The organism is Halomonas sp. McH1-25 (genome assembly GCF_022348165.1).
GTDB lineage: Bacteria > Pseudomonadota > Gammaproteobacteria > Pseudomonadales > Halomonadaceae > Modicisalibacter.
This window is the reverse complement of the sequence record NZ_JAKRFI010000001.1, coordinates 611,708-628,045: the sequence shown is the minus strand read 5'-3', so window position 1 is coordinate 628,045 and position 16,338 is coordinate 611,708. Positions and strand designations below refer to the sequence as shown.

The window sequence follows — 16,338 nt, the reverse complement described above, 5'->3', positions numbered from 1 at the left end:
GGCCGCATGCTGCCGTATTCCTCCGCCATCCTGTTCGCCATCTACGCTCAGTTCAATCAGGCGCTGTGGCCTGCCCAGTTGGGCTTCTACGCCTTGGCGCTGGCTCTGCTCGTCGTGGTCGTCAGGAAGCCGGACAGTGTCGCTGTCGCTCGCACGATGAACGCCTTTCTGGCGCTGACCTGGGCCTGGGCGGGGATCGGCTTTCATTGGGTGCATTTCGCACCGTACAACTTCGCGGCGCCGTATTATGCCGCCATGTTCCTGGGCCAGGCTGCGCTATTCGCGATCGCTGCCGTTCGAGGACGTCCGCATTACCGCATGACACGTGATCCGTCCGGCATGCTCGGGGTAGCTCTGCTGGGCTATGCCCTGTTCGGTTATCCGCTGGTCGATCTGGCGCTGGGGCAGACATGGCAAAGCCTGCGCTACTTTCCCATGGCGCCGGGAGCCACGCTGCTATTCACCTTGGGCGCATTGCTGCTGGGCTCGGGGCGTTTCGCTTACCTGCTGTTCGTCATGCCCGTGTTGTGGGGCCTGATTGCCGGCGTGCTGGCCTGGTGGTTGGGGCTTGCACAGGATGCCGTGCTGCCCGTGGCCAGCGTGACATGTCTGGCGCTGTTTGCGTGGCGCCAACGTCGTCGGCGTTGAGCGGCTCAGCGTGGCCGGCTGGGATCGCAATACCAGGGCAGTCCCGCCTTGGCGCTGCGTTCGAGCTCGGCGATCACCTGAGCGCCGAGCAACAGGATGATCGAGCCGATTTCCAGGCTCAGCAGCACCACGACAATGGTGGCCAGGGAGCCATAGACGGCATTCACCAGCGAGATGTTGGCGAAGTAGTACACCAGTATCAGCCTGACGACCTCCCATAGCAGCGCCGCCACGAAGCCACCGACCAAGGCACGGTAATAACCGATTCGTATCACGGGCATGACCTTGTAGATGGCACCGAACAGCAGGCACATGCCCAGGAAACTGAACAGGTTGAGCAGTGCCGTGGCCAGTTGCGCGGAATGCAGCTCGATGCCGAACAGGGCGATGATCAGTGCATTGAACGCGTTGGCCAGCACCACCAGCAGGGCGAGGGCAAGCAGGCCGGCCCCGAGCATGAGCATGAACGCGTAAGGCAGCAGGGCGGAAACCCAGAAGCGCCGTTTCGTCGGATTCTCGGGTTGGTGGAAAATCAGGCTGATCGAATCCTCGAGCATGCGAAACGCAAAGGAGCTGAAGAAGAGCAACACCAGCGTGCCGACAATACCGACGATATCCCGGGAGTCCAGTAGGGTACGTACGGCTTCCAGAAGGATATCGGCATGGGCCGGCGCCAAGTGGCGGGCCTGAACCGAAATGATCGCCAGCAGCTGCTGCTCGTTGACGATGTGGGTCAGCAATACGCATAGCACGGCGAACAGGGGCACGACCGACAACAGCACGCTGTATCCGACGCCCCCCGCGAGCAGGATGCCGCGGTTGTGAAAAAACATGCGCAGTACACGCAGGGCAAAGCGAGCCAGGTGGGGAAGGATCTTGCTGAGACGTCGGTTTCGCGGGGCGTTGTCTCGCATCTAAATGGTTCCGCCGTTTCGGTATGTCGGGTCGACTGTGCAACACTGGGTTGAAGACATAGTGGCTGGCGTTCTACGACTCTTGCAACCGGCAATCCCGTCGAGGCATGACAACCCATGACGACATATACGCAACACCGGTTTCTCGCCGATGCCATGCTCGGCCGCCTGGCGCGTTGGTTGCGCGTGCTCGATTTCGACACCGTCTTCGATCCAGCCATCGACGACCCGGAGTTGGTCGAGTTGGCCAATACCGAGAGGCGGGTCCTGCTGACGCGTGACCGTCATCTCGTCGACTATCTGCAACCGGCTCGCTCGGTGCTGATCGACCGGGACGCTCCGCTCGAGCAACTGCGCCAGGTTATCGAAACCTGCCGGCTCGAGCCGCCCCAGGCGTTGTTCACCCGCTGCATGGTATGCAATACCCCGCTACGCCATGCCACCGAGGAAGAGGCCGCCACCCTGCAGCCCGGCCGTGCTCGTACCTTGCCTGGGCCGGTATGGCGTTGTCCGGGTTGCCTTCGCCTCTACTGGCCCGGTACGCATACTTGGCGCATGCGTGAAACGCTGCAGCAGGCCCTACCTGACTGGCTCTAGACAGACCGTAGCCAATTTAAAGTTCTGTCCTTCCATGCCGTTAACGACACTGTGTCTGAGCGGTAACCGTGGCTCGGTCTCGCTTGTCGTACACGTCTCGATGCGATTCTCCCTGACAGCGCTGGATATGGCTGGCCGCGTTCGTGGCGGCATGACCCTTTCGCGTATTCGCGGCAACGCATAAGGTGATGGACTGCATCTCATGCGGCGGGACCTGACATGATCCACGAAGCGAGACAGGTGCAGCCAAACGTACCGAGAACCGAGGGATAATGGTCGACCATGATCGTGAACTGTGTGGTGTATCAGGACGGCCGCCGTCTCCGCGACATCGATGTCGCGGATGTTGCCGACTATCTGGGTCAGCCGGATTGCTTTGTGTGGGTAGCGCTTGCCGATCCCGGCCCCGACGAGATCGAGTCCATGCAGGACGTCTTCTCGTTGCATGAGCTGGCGGTGGAGGACACGCTGCACGGGAATCAACGTCCGAAAGTGGAGGAATATGGTGAATGCCTGTTCACCTACATGCGCACGCTGTGTGTGCGAGAGGGCGAAATTGGTTATGGAGAAATGGCGGTCTTCGTCGGTGCGGATTACATCTTGTCGGTCCGAAGCCGTTCATCGCAGGATTTCCGTAACGTACGAGCTCGTTGCGAGCGTGAACCGCATTTGCTCAAGCTGGGGCCTTCCTTCGTGCTCTATGCCCTGATGGATGCAGTGGTCGACCGCTATTTTCCCGTTGTCGAGGCGCTTGAGTCGGAGCTGGAAACCATCGAGGAAAGCATCTTCGTCAACAATGCGGCTCGCGAAAACATCGAGAACCTCTATCAGCTCAAACGCAAGGCGACCCAGGTCAAGCATGCCGTTACACCGCTGGCCGAGGCATTGGTGCATCTGTTCGGCGGTAGGGTGCCGACACTTAGTGCCAATACCCAAGAGTATTATCGCGACGTATACGACCACCTGCACCGCATCGAGACAGCGACGGATTCGATGCGCGACACCATTGTCACTGCCATCCAGGTCAATCTCTCCATGGTAGCCATCGATGAAGGCGAAGTGCACAAGCGATTGGCCGCCTGGGCAGCCATTTTTGCCGTGGCGACGGTTCTGGCCGGGATATGGGGCATGAATTTCGAACACATGCCGGAGCTGAGCTGGAAACTGGGCTACCCTATGGCCTTGGGACTGATGGGGGCGGCCTGTGGGGGGCTGTATTACCGGTTTCGCAAGGCCGGTTGGCTCTGAGGAGCCCCCGAGCAAGGAAAGAGCAATGCTGTCTGCACGCGGTGAGTCATGGATGACGAGATACAGCAGATTTCTACTCTGGAGCAGTTGCTGGACCGTCTCGAGGCCTCGACCCGAGAGGCCCGACAGGTAAGCTTGGAGATGATCGTCGAGGCGGTCGGCAGTCGCTCGTTCGGGCCGCTGCTGCTGGTGGCCGGTCTGATCACTCTGGCGCCGTTGATCGGCGACATTCCCGGCGTGCCGACCATCATGGGTATCCTGGTGCTGCTGGTGTCCGGGCAGCTCCTCGTCGGTCGGCGCCACTTCTGGCTGCCGAAGTGGCTGCTGGGGCGTTCGGTGGAAAGCGGCAAATTCACGCGTGGCATATACTGGGTGCGCCGGCCGGCACGTGTCATAGATAAACTGCTCAAGCCGCGCCTGGTCATGTTGGTGCATGGCGCGGGCCTGTATGCAGTAGCGGCGACATGCTGCCTCATCGCGCTTGCCATGCCACTCATGGAAGTGGTTCCCTTTTCCGCCAATGGCGCCGGTGCGGCCCTGACCCTATTCGGGTTGGCGCTGATCGCCCGCGATGGCTTGTTGGTCCTGATCGGCTTCGTTTTGATGCTAGGCACGGCGGGTCTCATCATTTATTAACCGCATTGGGAACGAGACGCTGCATGAAACTCGATGAACTGATCGCCGCCCTTGAGTCGGCCCCCCACCTTGTTGAATTCGATGATACCTTGCAGGTCATCGAGGCGAACTACCGCTATACGCCAGCCGGTTTTCGCAACGGTCCACTGGAGAATGCGCCTGGCGAGAATGCCGGCTCGTGCCGCATCTTCGCCTTCGCCAAGCGCCATGAACTCAGTGAAGCGCAAACCTTGCACTGCTTCGGTCGCTTTTACCGTCACGAGGTTCTGGATGATCCTGCGGGCCATGGCCATCGCAACATCCGGCAGTTCATGCGGACGGGATGGGCGGGCGTCGTCTTCGCCAGCGATCCGTTGCAGCCCGTAAATCGAGCCGGCCACTGATCTGCACTACCATCAAACTGCCGATTCGTGCACCGTCGTACAGTTACGGCTACCCTTGCCTCGATAGAGTGCCTCATCCGCCTGGATCATGGCTTCCTGGAGGGACAGGCGTCGTTCCGGCGTCAGAACCGGGGCCAGACCGATACTCAGCGTATGCACGATATGCTGGTCCCGATAGCGGGTGGGCGTCTGGGAGAATGACTGCCGGACTCGTTCGGCGACATCCAGCGCTGCCTCCTGGTCGGGCATTTGCAGCAACATGGCGAATTCCTCGCCGCCAAGCCGCACGCAAGTGCCGCTGGCTTGGCAGTGCGTTCTGAGAAGCTCGGCAAGTTCCTGAAGGATGCGATCCCCGGCAAGGTGCCCATAGGTATCGTTGACCGCCTTGAAGTGGTCCAGGTCGATCATGAGCAGGTAAACCGGCATTCCGGTACTGTCGAAGCGTTGCGCCATGATGTCGTACTGCTGGGCCAACAAGCGACGATTGCCAAGTTGTGTCAGCGGATCGTAGTTGGCCAGACGCAAGGCCTCGTGACGATCCGCTTCACGCGATCTCAATCGTTCGCCCAGCGCTACCAGCAAGAACATCGATTCCAGCAGACTGCCGATTTGCGCATAGGTCAGCGCCTCCATGCCCCAGGGTAGTAGCCGTGTATAGGCGCTGATCAGGCTGGCGACCAGGCACAGTGAGTAGATCGACCAGGCGATGGCAAACCAGCGTGCGTAAACCATCCCTTTGCGGTAGGCGAACCAGCCCAGGGCGGGCAATAGCAGTAGAGGCAGAGTCAGACTGGCGTAGGCAAGGTGAAGCACTAGGCTGTAATCGCCGAGAAGACGCAGCCCGATCGCCAGCCCCATGACGATTTGCAATCCCGATATCAGGCGGTCGACACGCGGAAAATGCTCCGCCGTATGCAGAAACGTGCGAGTGAACTGGAAGGTGACGATCACGAACAGCAGGTAGCCGATGTGGCAGCCTTCATTCTGCCAGTAGGGCATATCGGGAAAGAGGTACTGATAGGCAAAGCCGTTGATCTGCGCCCACATCAGCCCGCTGACGATCAGGAACAGGGCGTAGTACAGGTAGGTGGCTTCGCGCATGACGAAGGCGAAAAGCAGGGCAATCAGGCATAGCGCCAAGGTGATGCCGAAATAGCCGCCGAACACGAGATATTCGCCATGCAGGTGCTGCACGAATGCCTGGCGCTCCCAGAGGTGGACGTTGAGGCTCATCGAGTCCGCCTTGGCATAGTCCAGACGCAGATAGACGTCGCTCCAGCTGCCGGCCGGGGTAGTGTGCGAGAAGGCCAGCCTGCGGTAATCCAGCGGGCGCTCGTGGAACGAGGCGCGGTCCGTCATGTCGATTTCCCGCACTGGTCGCTTTCTGTCCATGACAAAGGCGGTCATGTTGTCGAGATACGCAGTCTCGTGATGCATGACCCAGCGCCGCTCCTGCCGACTCGTATTCTGCAGGCGGACGTGAATCCAGAACGTGCTAGCGCTGATTCCTTGGTTGACGCTGGCGTTGGTCAAGGGGTGGAAACGACGCCCCAGTACGTCCTGCAGAGAGGAACGGGTATCCGTAACCAAGTAGCTGGCCGGTGCCCGTAGCAGCTGGTGCTGTAGTGTGCCTATGTCGATGCTGTCTGGCGCACTATCGTTGGCCAGCGCGGCCGATGTCAGCCAGAGTAGGAATAAGGCAACGAGTTCTATGGCTGTCGTTGCGCAAGTTCGCCAAACGCACTTGGAGCCGGGAGTTTTTCTTCTTCGCACGGGCACAGCCTCGTTTTTATGCGCGCCTATGGCGTGCCGTTGCTGATTGTCGCGTAGCGCTCGGCAAGATCAATGGCTCGGCAGCTTCGCCGTTCAACGCTGAACGAGTTGCACGACGACTGCGGACATGCTCAGCGGGAACGGCGCCAGCATGACAGGCGATGAGCGGGCCATTGGTTTTTTGTAAATTACACTTAAGGAAATTGCAGCATGTTGCAGGTTTCACGTCACATCGCCGTTCCCGATCATGAAATCGAAATGCATGCAGTGCGTGCCCAGGGAGCCGGGGGTCAGAACGTCAACAAGGTGGCGTCGGCTGTGCATCTGCGTTTCGACATTCCTGCCTCATCGTTGCCGGAAGCATGCAAACGGCAGTTGCTGGCACGCAATGACCAGCGAATCACCAAGGAGGGGGTCGTGGTCATCAAGGCGCAGTCCTATCGCACCCAAGACAGAAACCGTGAGGATGCCCTGGAGCGGTTGCGTACCCTGCTGGCAAGCGTGACTCACCAGCCTAAGCGGCGCGTGCCTACCAAGCCCTCCCGCGCAGCCAAGCGGCGCCGGGTGGAAAGCAAGGTACGCAAGGGGGAGCGCAAGGCATTACGTCGTAAAGTCGACCATTGAGTAAGAGCAGCGGCTTGAACCTGGCGGGCGACGGACTAAAGTTTGTGTAAGGGGAAGCGAATCCCCTGTAACTGGGCTTGCCGCGTTTACAGGTAGTGCGTTTTTTTTCTACTGAAAGGTAACCCTTCGCAAAGCGCAGCAGACTCATCCGCGAAATCTTCCAGCGACTGGCCCGGCATGACGCGACATTCTCTCGGCGACATGACCCAGAACGCAGCGGGAATGCTGTCTGTTCGTTGTTTGCTTGCGCTTTTGCCTGGGTCACGCCTGGCCGCGGAGCTCACCGACAAGTCGAACTGAAGGAGAACGATTCATGGCAGAAACCTCGCCGGACCAGCCCAACCAGCCCAATAGGTCCAACCAGCCATTCAAGGATAACCGGGTTCGCGCTGTCGTCATCGTAGCCGTCATTGCGATCATCGTAGCGATATACATCGCCTCCAGTGCCAGCTCACAGGAGGATGAATGGAATACGCAGCGCGCCTCGCTGGAAGAGCGGATCGCCACGCTGGAGAGCGACAACCAGGCATTGCGCGATCGGAATGCCGAGTTCGAGGAGATCTACTCCAGCGTCGAGGATGCCCAGAGCGAGTATGCCTCGTTGCAGAGCGATATCGGGAATGCCGAAACTCGGATGTCCGAGCTGCAGAATCAGATGGGCGAGGCGGAAAGCCAGCTGTCGCAGCGCCAGGGACAGGTCGAGGAAGCCAACCAGCAACTGCAGTCCTTGCAGGCTCAGGTAGAGCAGGCCCAGGCCAGTCTCGACGAGGTGACCGGGCAGGCGCAGGCGGCAGAAGAGCGTCTACGCAGTGCGCAGAGCGAATTGCAAGATGTCCAGGACCGCACCGCGGAACTCGAAGGGCGCTATGCGGAGCTGGACGAGAAGGTCAATGCGCGTAGCGAACGCTTGAATACGCTGGAAGAGCAGATTTCCCAGCGCGAGTCGGAACTGGCCGAGTTGGAAGGTCAGTTGGCCGAGACGCGTGAAAGTCTCGAACAGGAGCGCCAGGCACTGTCCGAGACCCAGCAGCAACAGGAACAGGTGACGTCTCAGGTGCAGGAGACCGAACAGCGCCTGCAGCAGTTGGAATCGCAGATCCAGGCTCGCATTGAGCGGCTGTCCATTTTGCAGAGCCGTATCGCTGACGTACAGCAAGAGCTTTCCCGCATCGCCGCCATGCAAGACGCCCTGTCCGAGTTGAGCCAAAGCGTCGAGGCCGCAACCCAGGGGCAGTCTGGCAGCCAGAGCGGCAGCGATCAGCAATCCGGCAGCCAGAGTAACGATGGCCAGCAATCCGGCAACCAGAGTAATAGCGGTCAGCAATCCGGCGCCCAGTGGGGGGCGAGCGGTGCCGTTACCGAGCAAGCCAGCCAGTAAATAAGTGAGGTTTGCCTCGTCATGATCTAGCCGGCCGCTTTGGGCCGGCTTTTTTCTTCTCGGTTTGCTGCCAGGGGGAGGCAACCCTGCTTGCGCTGAGGGGTCACACTCCGAAAGGGTAGGTATCAGGAATGACTTCGGGGCGCCACAGCTCGCCTTTTTCGAACGGCTCGACGGCATTCGTCTCGTCGAGATGGAATACGGCGTCGAACTGACTGGGCAGAGAGGCCTGGAAATAGTGGCTCTGGCGCTCTGTCTCCGGCCGGTAGATGACGCCGATGGCGCGTTCCAGGCGAATTTCCCGTAACGGAGCGGTACGCTCGTCGGTAAGCGGCAGATAGAAACGGTCCAGGCCACTTTCGTGAAACAGCCGCTCATAGCTGCCATCGAGCGATGGGCGGACCCAACGATGTTCTACGGGCCCATCCCAGTCCTGGGCTGCCGAGACATAGCCTGTGTGCGTGGTGAAGCCGACCAGAAACGCATTTTCCGCACCGAAACGCTGGCGGACCAGTTGACCGACATTGTGCTGGAAGCGTCCCCAGCCCATTTCGGTACTGCTGGCATCGCCCAGGTGGGAATTATGCGCCCAGACGATCAGTTTGCCCTGGCCTCCCTGATCACGCAGGTGCTGGCGTAGTTCGGCCAGGGTATCGGTCATGTGATCGTCGCGTAGGTTCCAGGTGTCCACCCGTGAACCGAACATGGCGCGGTAATAGGCTTCGGCGTTGATAACCACCCGTGCATTCTGCTCGGCGAAGAACTGCTCGTCGGCCGCACGGCGCCCATCTTCGCGTAGATACTGCGTCGATTTTTCCAGCAGATCGGCCAACAGACGCACGGCGGTATCCTCACAGCTCTTGTTGATGCCGAAGGCAGCATCGCGCCCATAGCGGAAGGGATCGTCGGCATGATCGAAGCAGGCATAGCCTTCGCGGGCCAGCTTCGCCTGGTCGGGATCGATGCCTTGCAAATACTCGATTACCGCCTCGGCCGAACGATGCAGGCTATACACGTCCAAACCATAGAATCCGGTCTGCCGGGCTCTGTCGCGCCCGGCATTGTGCTGGTGTAACCAGGCCAGGAAATCGCGAACCTCATGGTTGCGCCACATCCATTGCGGAAAACGCTGAAAATCCGCAAAGGCATTCATGAGTGTGTCGTCGCCGTCATGGCGAGCATAGCGATTGAGCCGTAAAGCGTCGGGCCAATCAGCCTCGACGACCACGGCCTCGAAGCCTTTTTCCTCGATCAGGCGGCGGCTGATTTCCGCTCGCATCCGGTAGAACTCCCGCGTGCCATGCGAGGCTTCGCCCAACAGCACGATGGGACGCTCACCGATCTGCTCCAACAAGGCATCGTAATCGCTCATCGCGCCATCCAGGCGCAATGCCACGTTACGTACGCTTTCGAGTGGTGTCGTCATGCGTTTTCCTCCCTGATGCAGGCATCGATGCCTTATGACTCTAGTCAACCGTAATGGTGTCGTGCGCTGGCATTCGGTATCGAAATGTAGAGATGGGGCGTACTACGCTTGGTAAAGGGTTTCCATTGCAAGGGGGCAACATGGATATCGACGTCTATCGCGAGCGTCTCGGTGGCCTGGCGGGGTCGGAATGCACGTTCAGCGAAGACGAGTTGCGTCGACGACGCCAGGCGACACTCCAGCGCATGCACGAGGCCGGACTGGCAGCGCTATTGCTGACGTCACCTGCCGATATCTATTACCTCACCGGCTACAGCACCTTCGAAGTTTCCGTGCATACGGCCTTGGTGCTGACCCAGGACCGCCTGATTCTTCAGGTGCCCTCGATCGAGGCCGGGCCGGCGGTGGCCTGCACGCGCATCGATGACATTCGTAGCTATCGCTGGGAAAACATCGATGAAGTGCTGGATCCTCTGGTGGATGCGTTGACGGAATGCCACGGGCGAATCGGCATCGATCCCTGGCAGGCGGGGATGCGCCACGGCCTGGTCCAGGGGCTGGAGGAGCGCCTGCCGCAGCGCGCCTTAGTGAATGCCGGTGGCCTGCTGGGTAGCGTGAAGATCGTCAAGTCGGCGCTGGAGCTCGACTGCCTGTCCGAAAGCGCCCGTCTGACCGGGATCGGTATCGAGGCGGCCGTCGATGCCGTCGGCAGTGGTGCGCTGGACTCCGACGTGGCTGCCGAAGGTGCACGAGCCCTGCATGCGGCAGGTAGCGAATTCATGAGCATGCAGCCGATCGTGACCAGCGGTTCCCGCAGCAGCGTGATTCATCTCAACCACAAGCGCTGTCGCATCGACCAGGGCGATCCGGTGTTTCTCGAGTTCGGCGCCGCTTGGCAACGTTACACTGCACCCATGATGCGCACGGTAGTCGTCGGTAAACCCACGTCGGAGATGATTCGTGTCTTCGACACCTGTCGGCATATATACGATGCCCTGCTTGGCGCCATGCGCCCCGGCGAGTCGTTCGATAGTGTCGCGCAGGCGGCCGAGAGAGCGCTAGCGCCGCTCGAGAAGCAAGCATTCTTTTCCGGCGTATTCGGCTATGCCGTCGGTGCGCAATTTCCACCCTCCTGGGTCGAGGGCTCGGGCTTCATCGCTCGCGGCCATAACCGGTCGTTCGAACCCGGCATGGTTTTCCATCTGCCACTGTGCCTGCGCCTCCCCAGTCAGTGGGGCATCGGCTGCAGCGATACGGTTTGTGTGACGGAGGACGGGACGATGCCGTTGACCGACAACCCGTGGACACTCGATTCGCTCTAATAGTCGACTGAGAGGCTTGGGGTTACCCGCCGTTTGAGGGTTATACTCGGGACATACCTAAGGCGTATGAATAAAAGGAGTTAGCCCGTGATCGAGGGTGTAAAGCATATCGTCGCCGTGGCGTCAGGCAAGGGAGGCGTGGGCAAGTCGACGGTAACGGCCAACCTGGCCCTGGCCATGGCGGCCGAGGGCTATCGTGTGGGGCTGTTGGATGCCGACATTTATGGCCCCAGCCAAGCGCAAATGCTGGGCATCGGTGAGGGAGTACGGCCAAAGATGGCGGGAGAGAACCGCTTCAACCCATTGCCGGCCTATGGTCTGCAGGCGATGTCGATGGCTTTCATGGTCGACATCAACGAGCCGATGGTCTGGCGTGGGCCGATGGTCTCGGGCGCCTTCCAGCAATTGTTGAACCAGACGGTATGGGATGACGTCGATTATCTGTTCATCGACATGCCGCCGGGAACCGGCGATATCCAATTGACTCTGGCGCAAAAGGTGCCGGTATCCGGCGCGGTCATCGTCACCACGCCACAGGACATTGCCTTGCTGGACGCCCGCAAGGGGATCGAGATGTTCCGCAAGGTCAACGTGCCGGTACTCGGCGTGGTCGAGAACATGAGCCTGCACATCTGCTCGAATTGCGGCCACAGCGAGCCGATTTTCGGCCAGGGTGGCGGCGAACGGATCGCCGAGCAGTACGGTACCCAGCTGCTGGGCCAATTGCCGCTGCAACTGTCGATCCGTGAACAGGCCGATGGCGGCAAGCCGACCGTCGTGGCCGAGCCCGACGGGGGCATTACCGAGACGTTCCGCAGTATCGCGCGAGCCGTGGCCGAAGGCGTCGAGGGACAGTCCAACGAGTCGCCGAGCATTTCCTTCAGCGACTGAGCGGTATTGTCGGCATCGCCTTTATTAAACGACACCGGGGCCGTTATCATAGCGGCCCCGTTTTTTTACTACTGCGCCAACCCGAAGGACGCCCCATGAGCATCAAATCCGACCGATGGATACGCCGTATGGCCGAACGCGAAGGTATGATCGAACCGTTCGAGGCCGATCAGATTCGTCACGTCAACGGCCAGCGGGTGATCTCGTATGGGACGTCGAGCTACGGTTACGATGTGCGTTGTGCCGATGAGTTCAAGGTGTTCACCAATATTCACTCGGCGGTCGTCGACCCCAAGCACTTCGACGAGAAAAGCTTCGTCGATGTCAAAGGCGACGCCTGCGTGATTCCGCCCAACTCGTTCGCACTGGCGCGCACCGTGGAGTATTTCCGCATTCCACGTAGCGTACTGACTATCTGCCTGGGCAAGTCGACCTACGCGCGCTGTGGCATCATCGTCAACGTGACGCCGCTGGAGCCGGAATGGGAAGGGCACGTAACGCTGGAGTTCTCCAACACTACCAACCTGCCGGCGCGTATTTACGCCAATGAAGGTGTGGCGCAGATGCTGTTTCTCGAATCCGACGAGGTCTGTGACGTTTCGTACAAGGACCGGGGCGGAAAATATATGGGGCAGCGAGGCGTGACGTTGCCGCGAGCCTGATGGCCCACCGTAATCCATGAAGTGGCAACGCCCCGGTGGTTCATCACTGCCGGGGCGTTGTCGTTTGCGCTGGCCTGGCCGTCTCGAACGCGAGCGGCAAGTGTCAGGAAAGGTCTTCGTCGAGCTCTTCGGCGGCATCTTCGTGGGAGAGACGCATGCCTTGCGGCGGCAGGAGTACGCCATCCAGTGTCGGTCCCTTGGGGCCGAGCTGCAGGCGGCCTTCGAGGAACCAGCGCACGGCGATCGGATAGATCAGGTGCTCACGGGCATGAATCCGCTCGATGATGCTTTCCTCGGTATCGTCTGCGCAGAGCTTGAGGCAGGCCTGCATCACTACCGGTCCGCCATCGAGCTCCTCGGTCACGAAGTGCACGCTGACGCCATGCTCCGTGCAGCCGTCAGCCAGTACCCGAGCGTGGGTATTCAGGCCCTGGTAATCGGGGAGCAGCGACGGGTGGATATTGAGCAGCCGTCCATGGAAACGGTGCACGAACACCGGCGTGAGAATCCGCATGAACCCGGCCAGCACCACCAGGTCGGGTTCGTGACGCTCGATGACCTTGATCAGTGCGCCGTCGAAAGCCTCGCGACTCTCGTACTCGCCATGCGGTAGGGCCACGGCATCGATACCGGCCTCACGGGCGCGCTGCAGACCGTAGGCATCGGCCTTGTTGGAGATCACCGCGACGATCTCGCCACCCAGTTCGCCATAGGACTGGGCATCGATCAGGGCTTGAAGATTGCTGCCGTTGCCGGAGATCAGCACGACAACGCGTCGCACATCGGCCTGCTCCGCCGTAAAGTCGTTCAACGTGTCGGTGGTCTGCTCGTCGCTCATGCCTCGAGATTCTCCAGACGGACCTGTTCTTCTTCGCCGTCGCGTGCCACGATCTCGCCCAGGCGATAGACGCGCTCACCGGCGGCTTCGAGATGGCGGGTCGCCGCATCGGCCTGGTCGGCAGGTACGACGACGATCATACCGATACCGCAGTTGAGTACACGATACATTTCACGTGCGGCGACGTTGCCCTGTTTCTGCAGCCAATCGAACACGGCGGGGCGCTGCCAGGTGCCGACATCGATACGCGCGGTCAGGTTGCCGGGCAATACGCGCGGCACGTTCTCGAGCAACCCGCCACCGGTAATATGCGACAGTGCATGCACATCGATACCGCTTTCCTTGATCAAGGAGAGCAAGGACTTGACGTAGATACGGGTCGGGGCAAGCAGGGCATCGCCGAGAGGCTGGCCATCGAGATCGGTGTCGAGGTCGGCCTGGCTGACCTCGAGAATCTTGCGAATCAGCGAATAGCCGTTGGAATGCGGACCGGAAGACGCCAGGCCGAGCAGGGCGTCACCTTCGCCGACCTTGCTGCCATCGAGAATTTCGGACTTCTCGACCACGCCGACGCAGAAGCCGGCCAGGTCGTAATCGCTGCCCTCGTACATGCCGGGCATCTCCGCGGTCTCGCCGCCTACCAGGGCACAGCCTGCCTGCAGGCAACCTTCGCCGATACCGGCAACCACGTCGGCGGCGATATCGACATCGAGCTTGCCCGTGGCATAGTAGTCGAGAAATTGCAGCGGCTCGGCGCCGGCCACCACGAGATCGTTGACGCACATCGCCACCAGGTCGATGCCGATGGTGTCGTGACGGTTCATGTCCATGGCCAGGCGCAGTTTGGTCCCGACGCCATCGGTGCCGGTGACCAACACCGGCTGGCGATAACCGGCAGGCAGCTCGCACAGCGCGCCGAAGCCACCCAGGCCGCCCAGCACTTCAGGGCGACTGGTGCGCTTGGCGACGCCCTTGATGCGCTCGACCAGGGCATTGCCGGCATCGATATCCACACCGGCATCCTTGTAGCTCAATGAAGGGGACTGTGGCTTGTCGGAAGCGCTGCGAGTCATGATGTGTCCTGTCAGAATGGCCTGGTGGTAGGAAGCGCGCGCATTGTAGCATCGCGCCTGACGGGGTGCATCGCCGAGGCGATCTCTCATTATTTCTAGGGAAGCGGAATGTCACGAATCCAAGTCTGGTCGCTGTTGGGTCTGGCCGCCATCATCTGGTTGCTGGCGCTGCTGGAGCCTATCCTCATGCCGTTCTTCATCAGCATGATCCTGGCCTACCTGGGCGATCCGTTGACCGACGCGCTGGAAGCCAGGGGGCTATCGCGCCGGCTTGCCGTCAGTGTGGTATTTCTGGTGCTGTCGCTGGCGATCGGTACGGCCTGCCTGATCATCATTCCGCTGCTCGGACGCCAGCTTGCCCAGTTGGTCGAGGCGATTCCGATCATCCTCGCCTGGGTTCAGTCCACGGTGCTGCCTTGGGTGCAGTCGGTCAGCGGGATGGATTTCTCCACCGATTTCGATCAACTGCGCGAGGCTCTGATGGCCAACTGGAAGGAGACCGGTACCTTTGCCGCCACGTTGCTGGCGCAGGTGTCGCGCTCCGGCCTGGCGGTCATCGTCTGGATCGCCAACCTGGCACTGATTCCGGTGGTCACGTTCTATCTATTGCTGGACTGGGATCGTCTCAAGGGACGCATTCAGGACCTGTTGCCGCGGCGTTTCGAGCCGACCGTGACGCGTCTGGCCAAGGATTGCGACGAGGTGCTGGCCGCGTTTCTGCGTGGTCAGCTGATGGTCATGCTCAGTCTAGGCATCGTCTATGCCATCGGCTTGACTTTGATCGGCATTCAGTTTGGGGTGCTGATCGGGCTGGTCGCCGGCCTGGCGAGTATCGTTCCCTATCTGGGCGTCATCGTCGGCCTGGCGATCGCCGCGCTGGTGGCGTTCTTTCAGTATGGCGATCTGCTGCATCTGGCGGGGGTCGGTGTCGTGTTTGCCGTGGGACAGATGCTCGAAGGCATGGTGCTGCAACCGATGCTCTTGGGGGATCGCATCGGGTTGCACCCGGTGGCCGTCATCTTCGCCGTACTCGCTGGCGGGCAGCTGTTCGGTTTCACCGGAATCCTGCTCGCTTTACCGGTCGCAGCGGTTGTCATGGTACTATTGCGCTATCTTCATGAACGCTACAAAAACAGTACCTTATACGATGTTGCCGGCCAGCGCGGCGGCGATGAGGATCTCTGATGAGCACCGGGCCTGTGCAGCTTCCTCTTGGTATCGGCCTGCGCGATGACGCAACCTTTGCCAATTTCATGCCCCACGGCAATGCCGCCGCAGTCGCGGCGTTACAGGCCCAGTTGGATGATGCCGGTGAAGCCTTCGTCTATCTCTGGGGGGGCGAGGGGTCCGGCCGCAGCCACCTGCTGCAAGCCGCCTGCCACGAGGCCAGTCGTCGCGACAAGCGGGCGCTTTATCTACCGTTGGACGAGCTTGGACATTTCCCCCCGCACATGCTCGAGGACGTCGAGCGCCTGGACCTGATGGTGATCGACGACATCGATCGGGTCGTCGGCAGGAAACGTTGGGAAGAAGCGCTGTTTCACGGCTTCAATCGGCTGCGCGATGCCGGCAAGCGTTTGATCATCTCGGCGCCGGCGGCGCCGCGTCAGCTTGACGTCAAGCTACCCGATCTGGCCTCGCGACTGACCTGGGGAGTCACGTTCCAGATTCAGCGGCTGGATGACGAAGGCCGCTTCGAAGCGCTCAAACTGCGTGCACGGAGCCGTGGCATGCAGCTTCCCGATGAAGTGGCACGCTACATCCTGCATCGCGGTTCGCGCCGCTTGTCCGAACTGTTTTCCACCCTGGAACGTCTCGACCGGGCTTCCCTCACAGCGCAGCGCAAGCTGACCATTCCCTTCGTCAAACAGGCGCTCGGCTGGTAGCCAGCGAGGCAGGTTCGCGCTTCGTTCATGCGTAACGGC

Annotated in this window: 17 protein-coding genes; 12 read left to right on the top strand and 5 right to left on the bottom strand. The window is 60.6% G+C overall.

What is annotated here, in order from left to right; translation table 11 throughout:
• Positions 1-6: 6 nt before the first annotated feature.
• Positions 7-648, top strand: a complete 642-nt coding sequence (locus tag MHM84_RS03120; RefSeq protein WP_239262323.1) for a DUF6064 family protein — start codon at positions 7-9, stop codon at positions 646-648.
• A gap of 5 nt (positions 649-653) precedes the next feature.
• On the opposite strand, the gene MHM84_RS03115 is transcribed toward MHM84_RS03120, so the two are convergent.
• A complete protein-coding gene (locus MHM84_RS03115; protein WP_239262321.1) occupies positions 654-1,562 on the bottom strand; it encodes a YihY/virulence factor BrkB family protein in 909 nt (302 codons plus the stop codon).
• Positions 1,563-1,679: 117 nt separating this feature from the next.
• On the opposite strand from MHM84_RS03115, the gene MHM84_RS03110 reads away from it, so the two are divergent.
• The 4 genes from MHM84_RS03110 (at position 1,680) to MHM84_RS03095 (ending at position 4,426) form a co-directional block, all read left to right on the top strand.
• The gene (locus tag MHM84_RS03110; protein ID WP_239262319.1) at positions 1,680-2,159 is read left to right on the top strand and encodes a Mut7-C RNAse domain-containing protein; all 480 of its coding nucleotides are present in this window, start codon (positions 1,680-1,682) and stop codon (positions 2,157-2,159) included.
• Positions 2,160-2,441: 282 nt separating this feature from the next.
• The gene (corA, locus tag MHM84_RS03105) at positions 2,442-3,407 is read left to right on the top strand and encodes a magnesium/cobalt transporter CorA (protein ID WP_239262317.1); all 966 of its coding nucleotides are present in this window, start codon (positions 2,442-2,444) and stop codon (positions 3,405-3,407) included.
• Positions 3,408-3,455: 48 nt separating this feature from the next.
• Entirely contained in the window at positions 3,456-4,043 is a 588-nt protein-coding gene (locus tag MHM84_RS03100) for an exopolysaccharide biosynthesis protein (RefSeq protein WP_239262315.1), read from the top strand.
• 23 nt (positions 4,044-4,066) lie between these two features.
• Positions 4,067-4,426 carry a HopJ type III effector protein gene (locus tag MHM84_RS03095; RefSeq protein WP_239262312.1) on the top strand — a complete coding sequence of 120 codons (360 nt, stop codon included), beginning with the start codon at positions 4,067-4,069 and terminating at the stop codon, positions 4,424-4,426.
• A 12-nt stretch (positions 4,427-4,438) separates the two neighbouring features.
• On the opposite strand, the gene MHM84_RS03090 is transcribed toward MHM84_RS03095, so the two are convergent.
• The gene (locus MHM84_RS03090; RefSeq protein WP_239262310.1) at positions 4,439-6,016 is read right to left on the bottom strand and encodes a diguanylate cyclase; all 1,578 of its coding nucleotides are present in this window, start codon (positions 6,014-6,016) and stop codon (positions 4,439-4,441) included.
• 393 nt (positions 6,017-6,409) lie between these two features.
• Between MHM84_RS03090 and arfB the strand changes: the two genes are divergently transcribed.
• Together arfB and MHM84_RS03080 are read left to right on the top strand one after the other, a co-directional pair.
• Positions 6,410-6,823 carry an alternative ribosome rescue aminoacyl-tRNA hydrolase ArfB gene (arfB, locus tag MHM84_RS03085; RefSeq protein ID WP_239262307.1) on the top strand — a complete coding sequence of 138 codons (414 nt, stop codon included), beginning with the start codon at positions 6,410-6,412 and terminating at the stop codon, positions 6,821-6,823.
• Positions 6,824-7,136: 313 nt separating this feature from the next.
• Positions 7,137-8,201: a hypothetical protein gene (locus tag MHM84_RS03080; RefSeq protein ID WP_239262305.1), complete on the top strand. Its 1,065-nt coding sequence runs from the start codon at positions 7,137-7,139 to the stop codon at positions 8,199-8,201.
• 103 nt (positions 8,202-8,304) lie between these two features.
• Here the strand turns inward: MHM84_RS03080 and MHM84_RS03075 are convergent, their stop codons facing one another.
• Positions 8,305-9,627: an erythromycin esterase family protein gene (locus MHM84_RS03075; protein WP_239262303.1), complete on the bottom strand. Its 1,323-nt coding sequence runs from the start codon at positions 9,625-9,627 to the stop codon at positions 8,305-8,307.
• 140 nt (positions 9,628-9,767) lie between these two features.
• On the opposite strand from MHM84_RS03075, the gene MHM84_RS03070 reads away from it, so the two are divergent.
• From MHM84_RS03070 to dcd, 3 genes are all read left to right on the top strand, one after another.
• Positions 9,768-10,949, top strand: coding sequence for a Xaa-Pro peptidase family protein (locus tag MHM84_RS03070; protein WP_239262301.1), 1,182 nt, complete (start codon positions 9,768-9,770; stop codon positions 10,947-10,949).
• 90 nt (positions 10,950-11,039) lie between these two features.
• Positions 11,040-11,840, top strand: coding sequence for an iron-sulfur cluster carrier protein ApbC (gene apbC / locus MHM84_RS03065; protein WP_239263809.1), 801 nt, complete (start codon positions 11,040-11,042; stop codon positions 11,838-11,840).
• Between the two features lie 95 nt (positions 11,841-11,935).
• On the top strand, positions 11,936-12,502 hold the full coding sequence (gene dcd, locus MHM84_RS03060; RefSeq protein ID WP_239262299.1) for a dCTP deaminase: 567 nt from the start codon (positions 11,936-11,938) through the stop codon (positions 12,500-12,502).
• A 103-nt stretch (positions 12,503-12,605) separates the two neighbouring features.
• Here the strand turns inward: dcd and purN are convergent, their stop codons facing one another.
• Positions 12,606-13,340 carry a phosphoribosylglycinamide formyltransferase gene (gene purN / locus MHM84_RS03055; protein ID WP_239262297.1) on the bottom strand — a complete coding sequence of 245 codons (735 nt, stop codon included), beginning with the start codon at positions 13,338-13,340 and terminating at the stop codon, positions 12,606-12,608.
• A complete protein-coding gene (purM, locus tag MHM84_RS03050) occupies positions 13,337-14,413 on the bottom strand; it encodes a phosphoribosylformylglycinamidine cyclo-ligase (RefSeq protein WP_239262295.1) in 1,077 nt (358 codons plus the stop codon). Before purM ends, purN begins: the two co-directional genes overlap by 4 nt.
• Positions 14,414-14,521: 108 nt before the next feature.
• Between purM and MHM84_RS03045 the strand changes: the two genes are divergently transcribed.
• Positions 14,522-15,598 (top strand): AI-2E family transporter, encoded by a 1,077-nt coding sequence (locus MHM84_RS03045; protein ID WP_239262293.1) that lies wholly within the window; start codon positions 14,522-14,524, stop codon positions 15,596-15,598.
• The gene (hda, locus tag MHM84_RS03040; RefSeq protein WP_239262291.1) at positions 15,598-16,299 is read left to right on the top strand and encodes a DnaA regulatory inactivator Hda; all 702 of its coding nucleotides are present in this window, start codon (positions 15,598-15,600) and stop codon (positions 16,297-16,299) included. Before MHM84_RS03045 ends, hda begins: the two co-directional genes overlap by 1 nt.
• Positions 16,300-16,338: the final 39 nt, after the last annotated feature.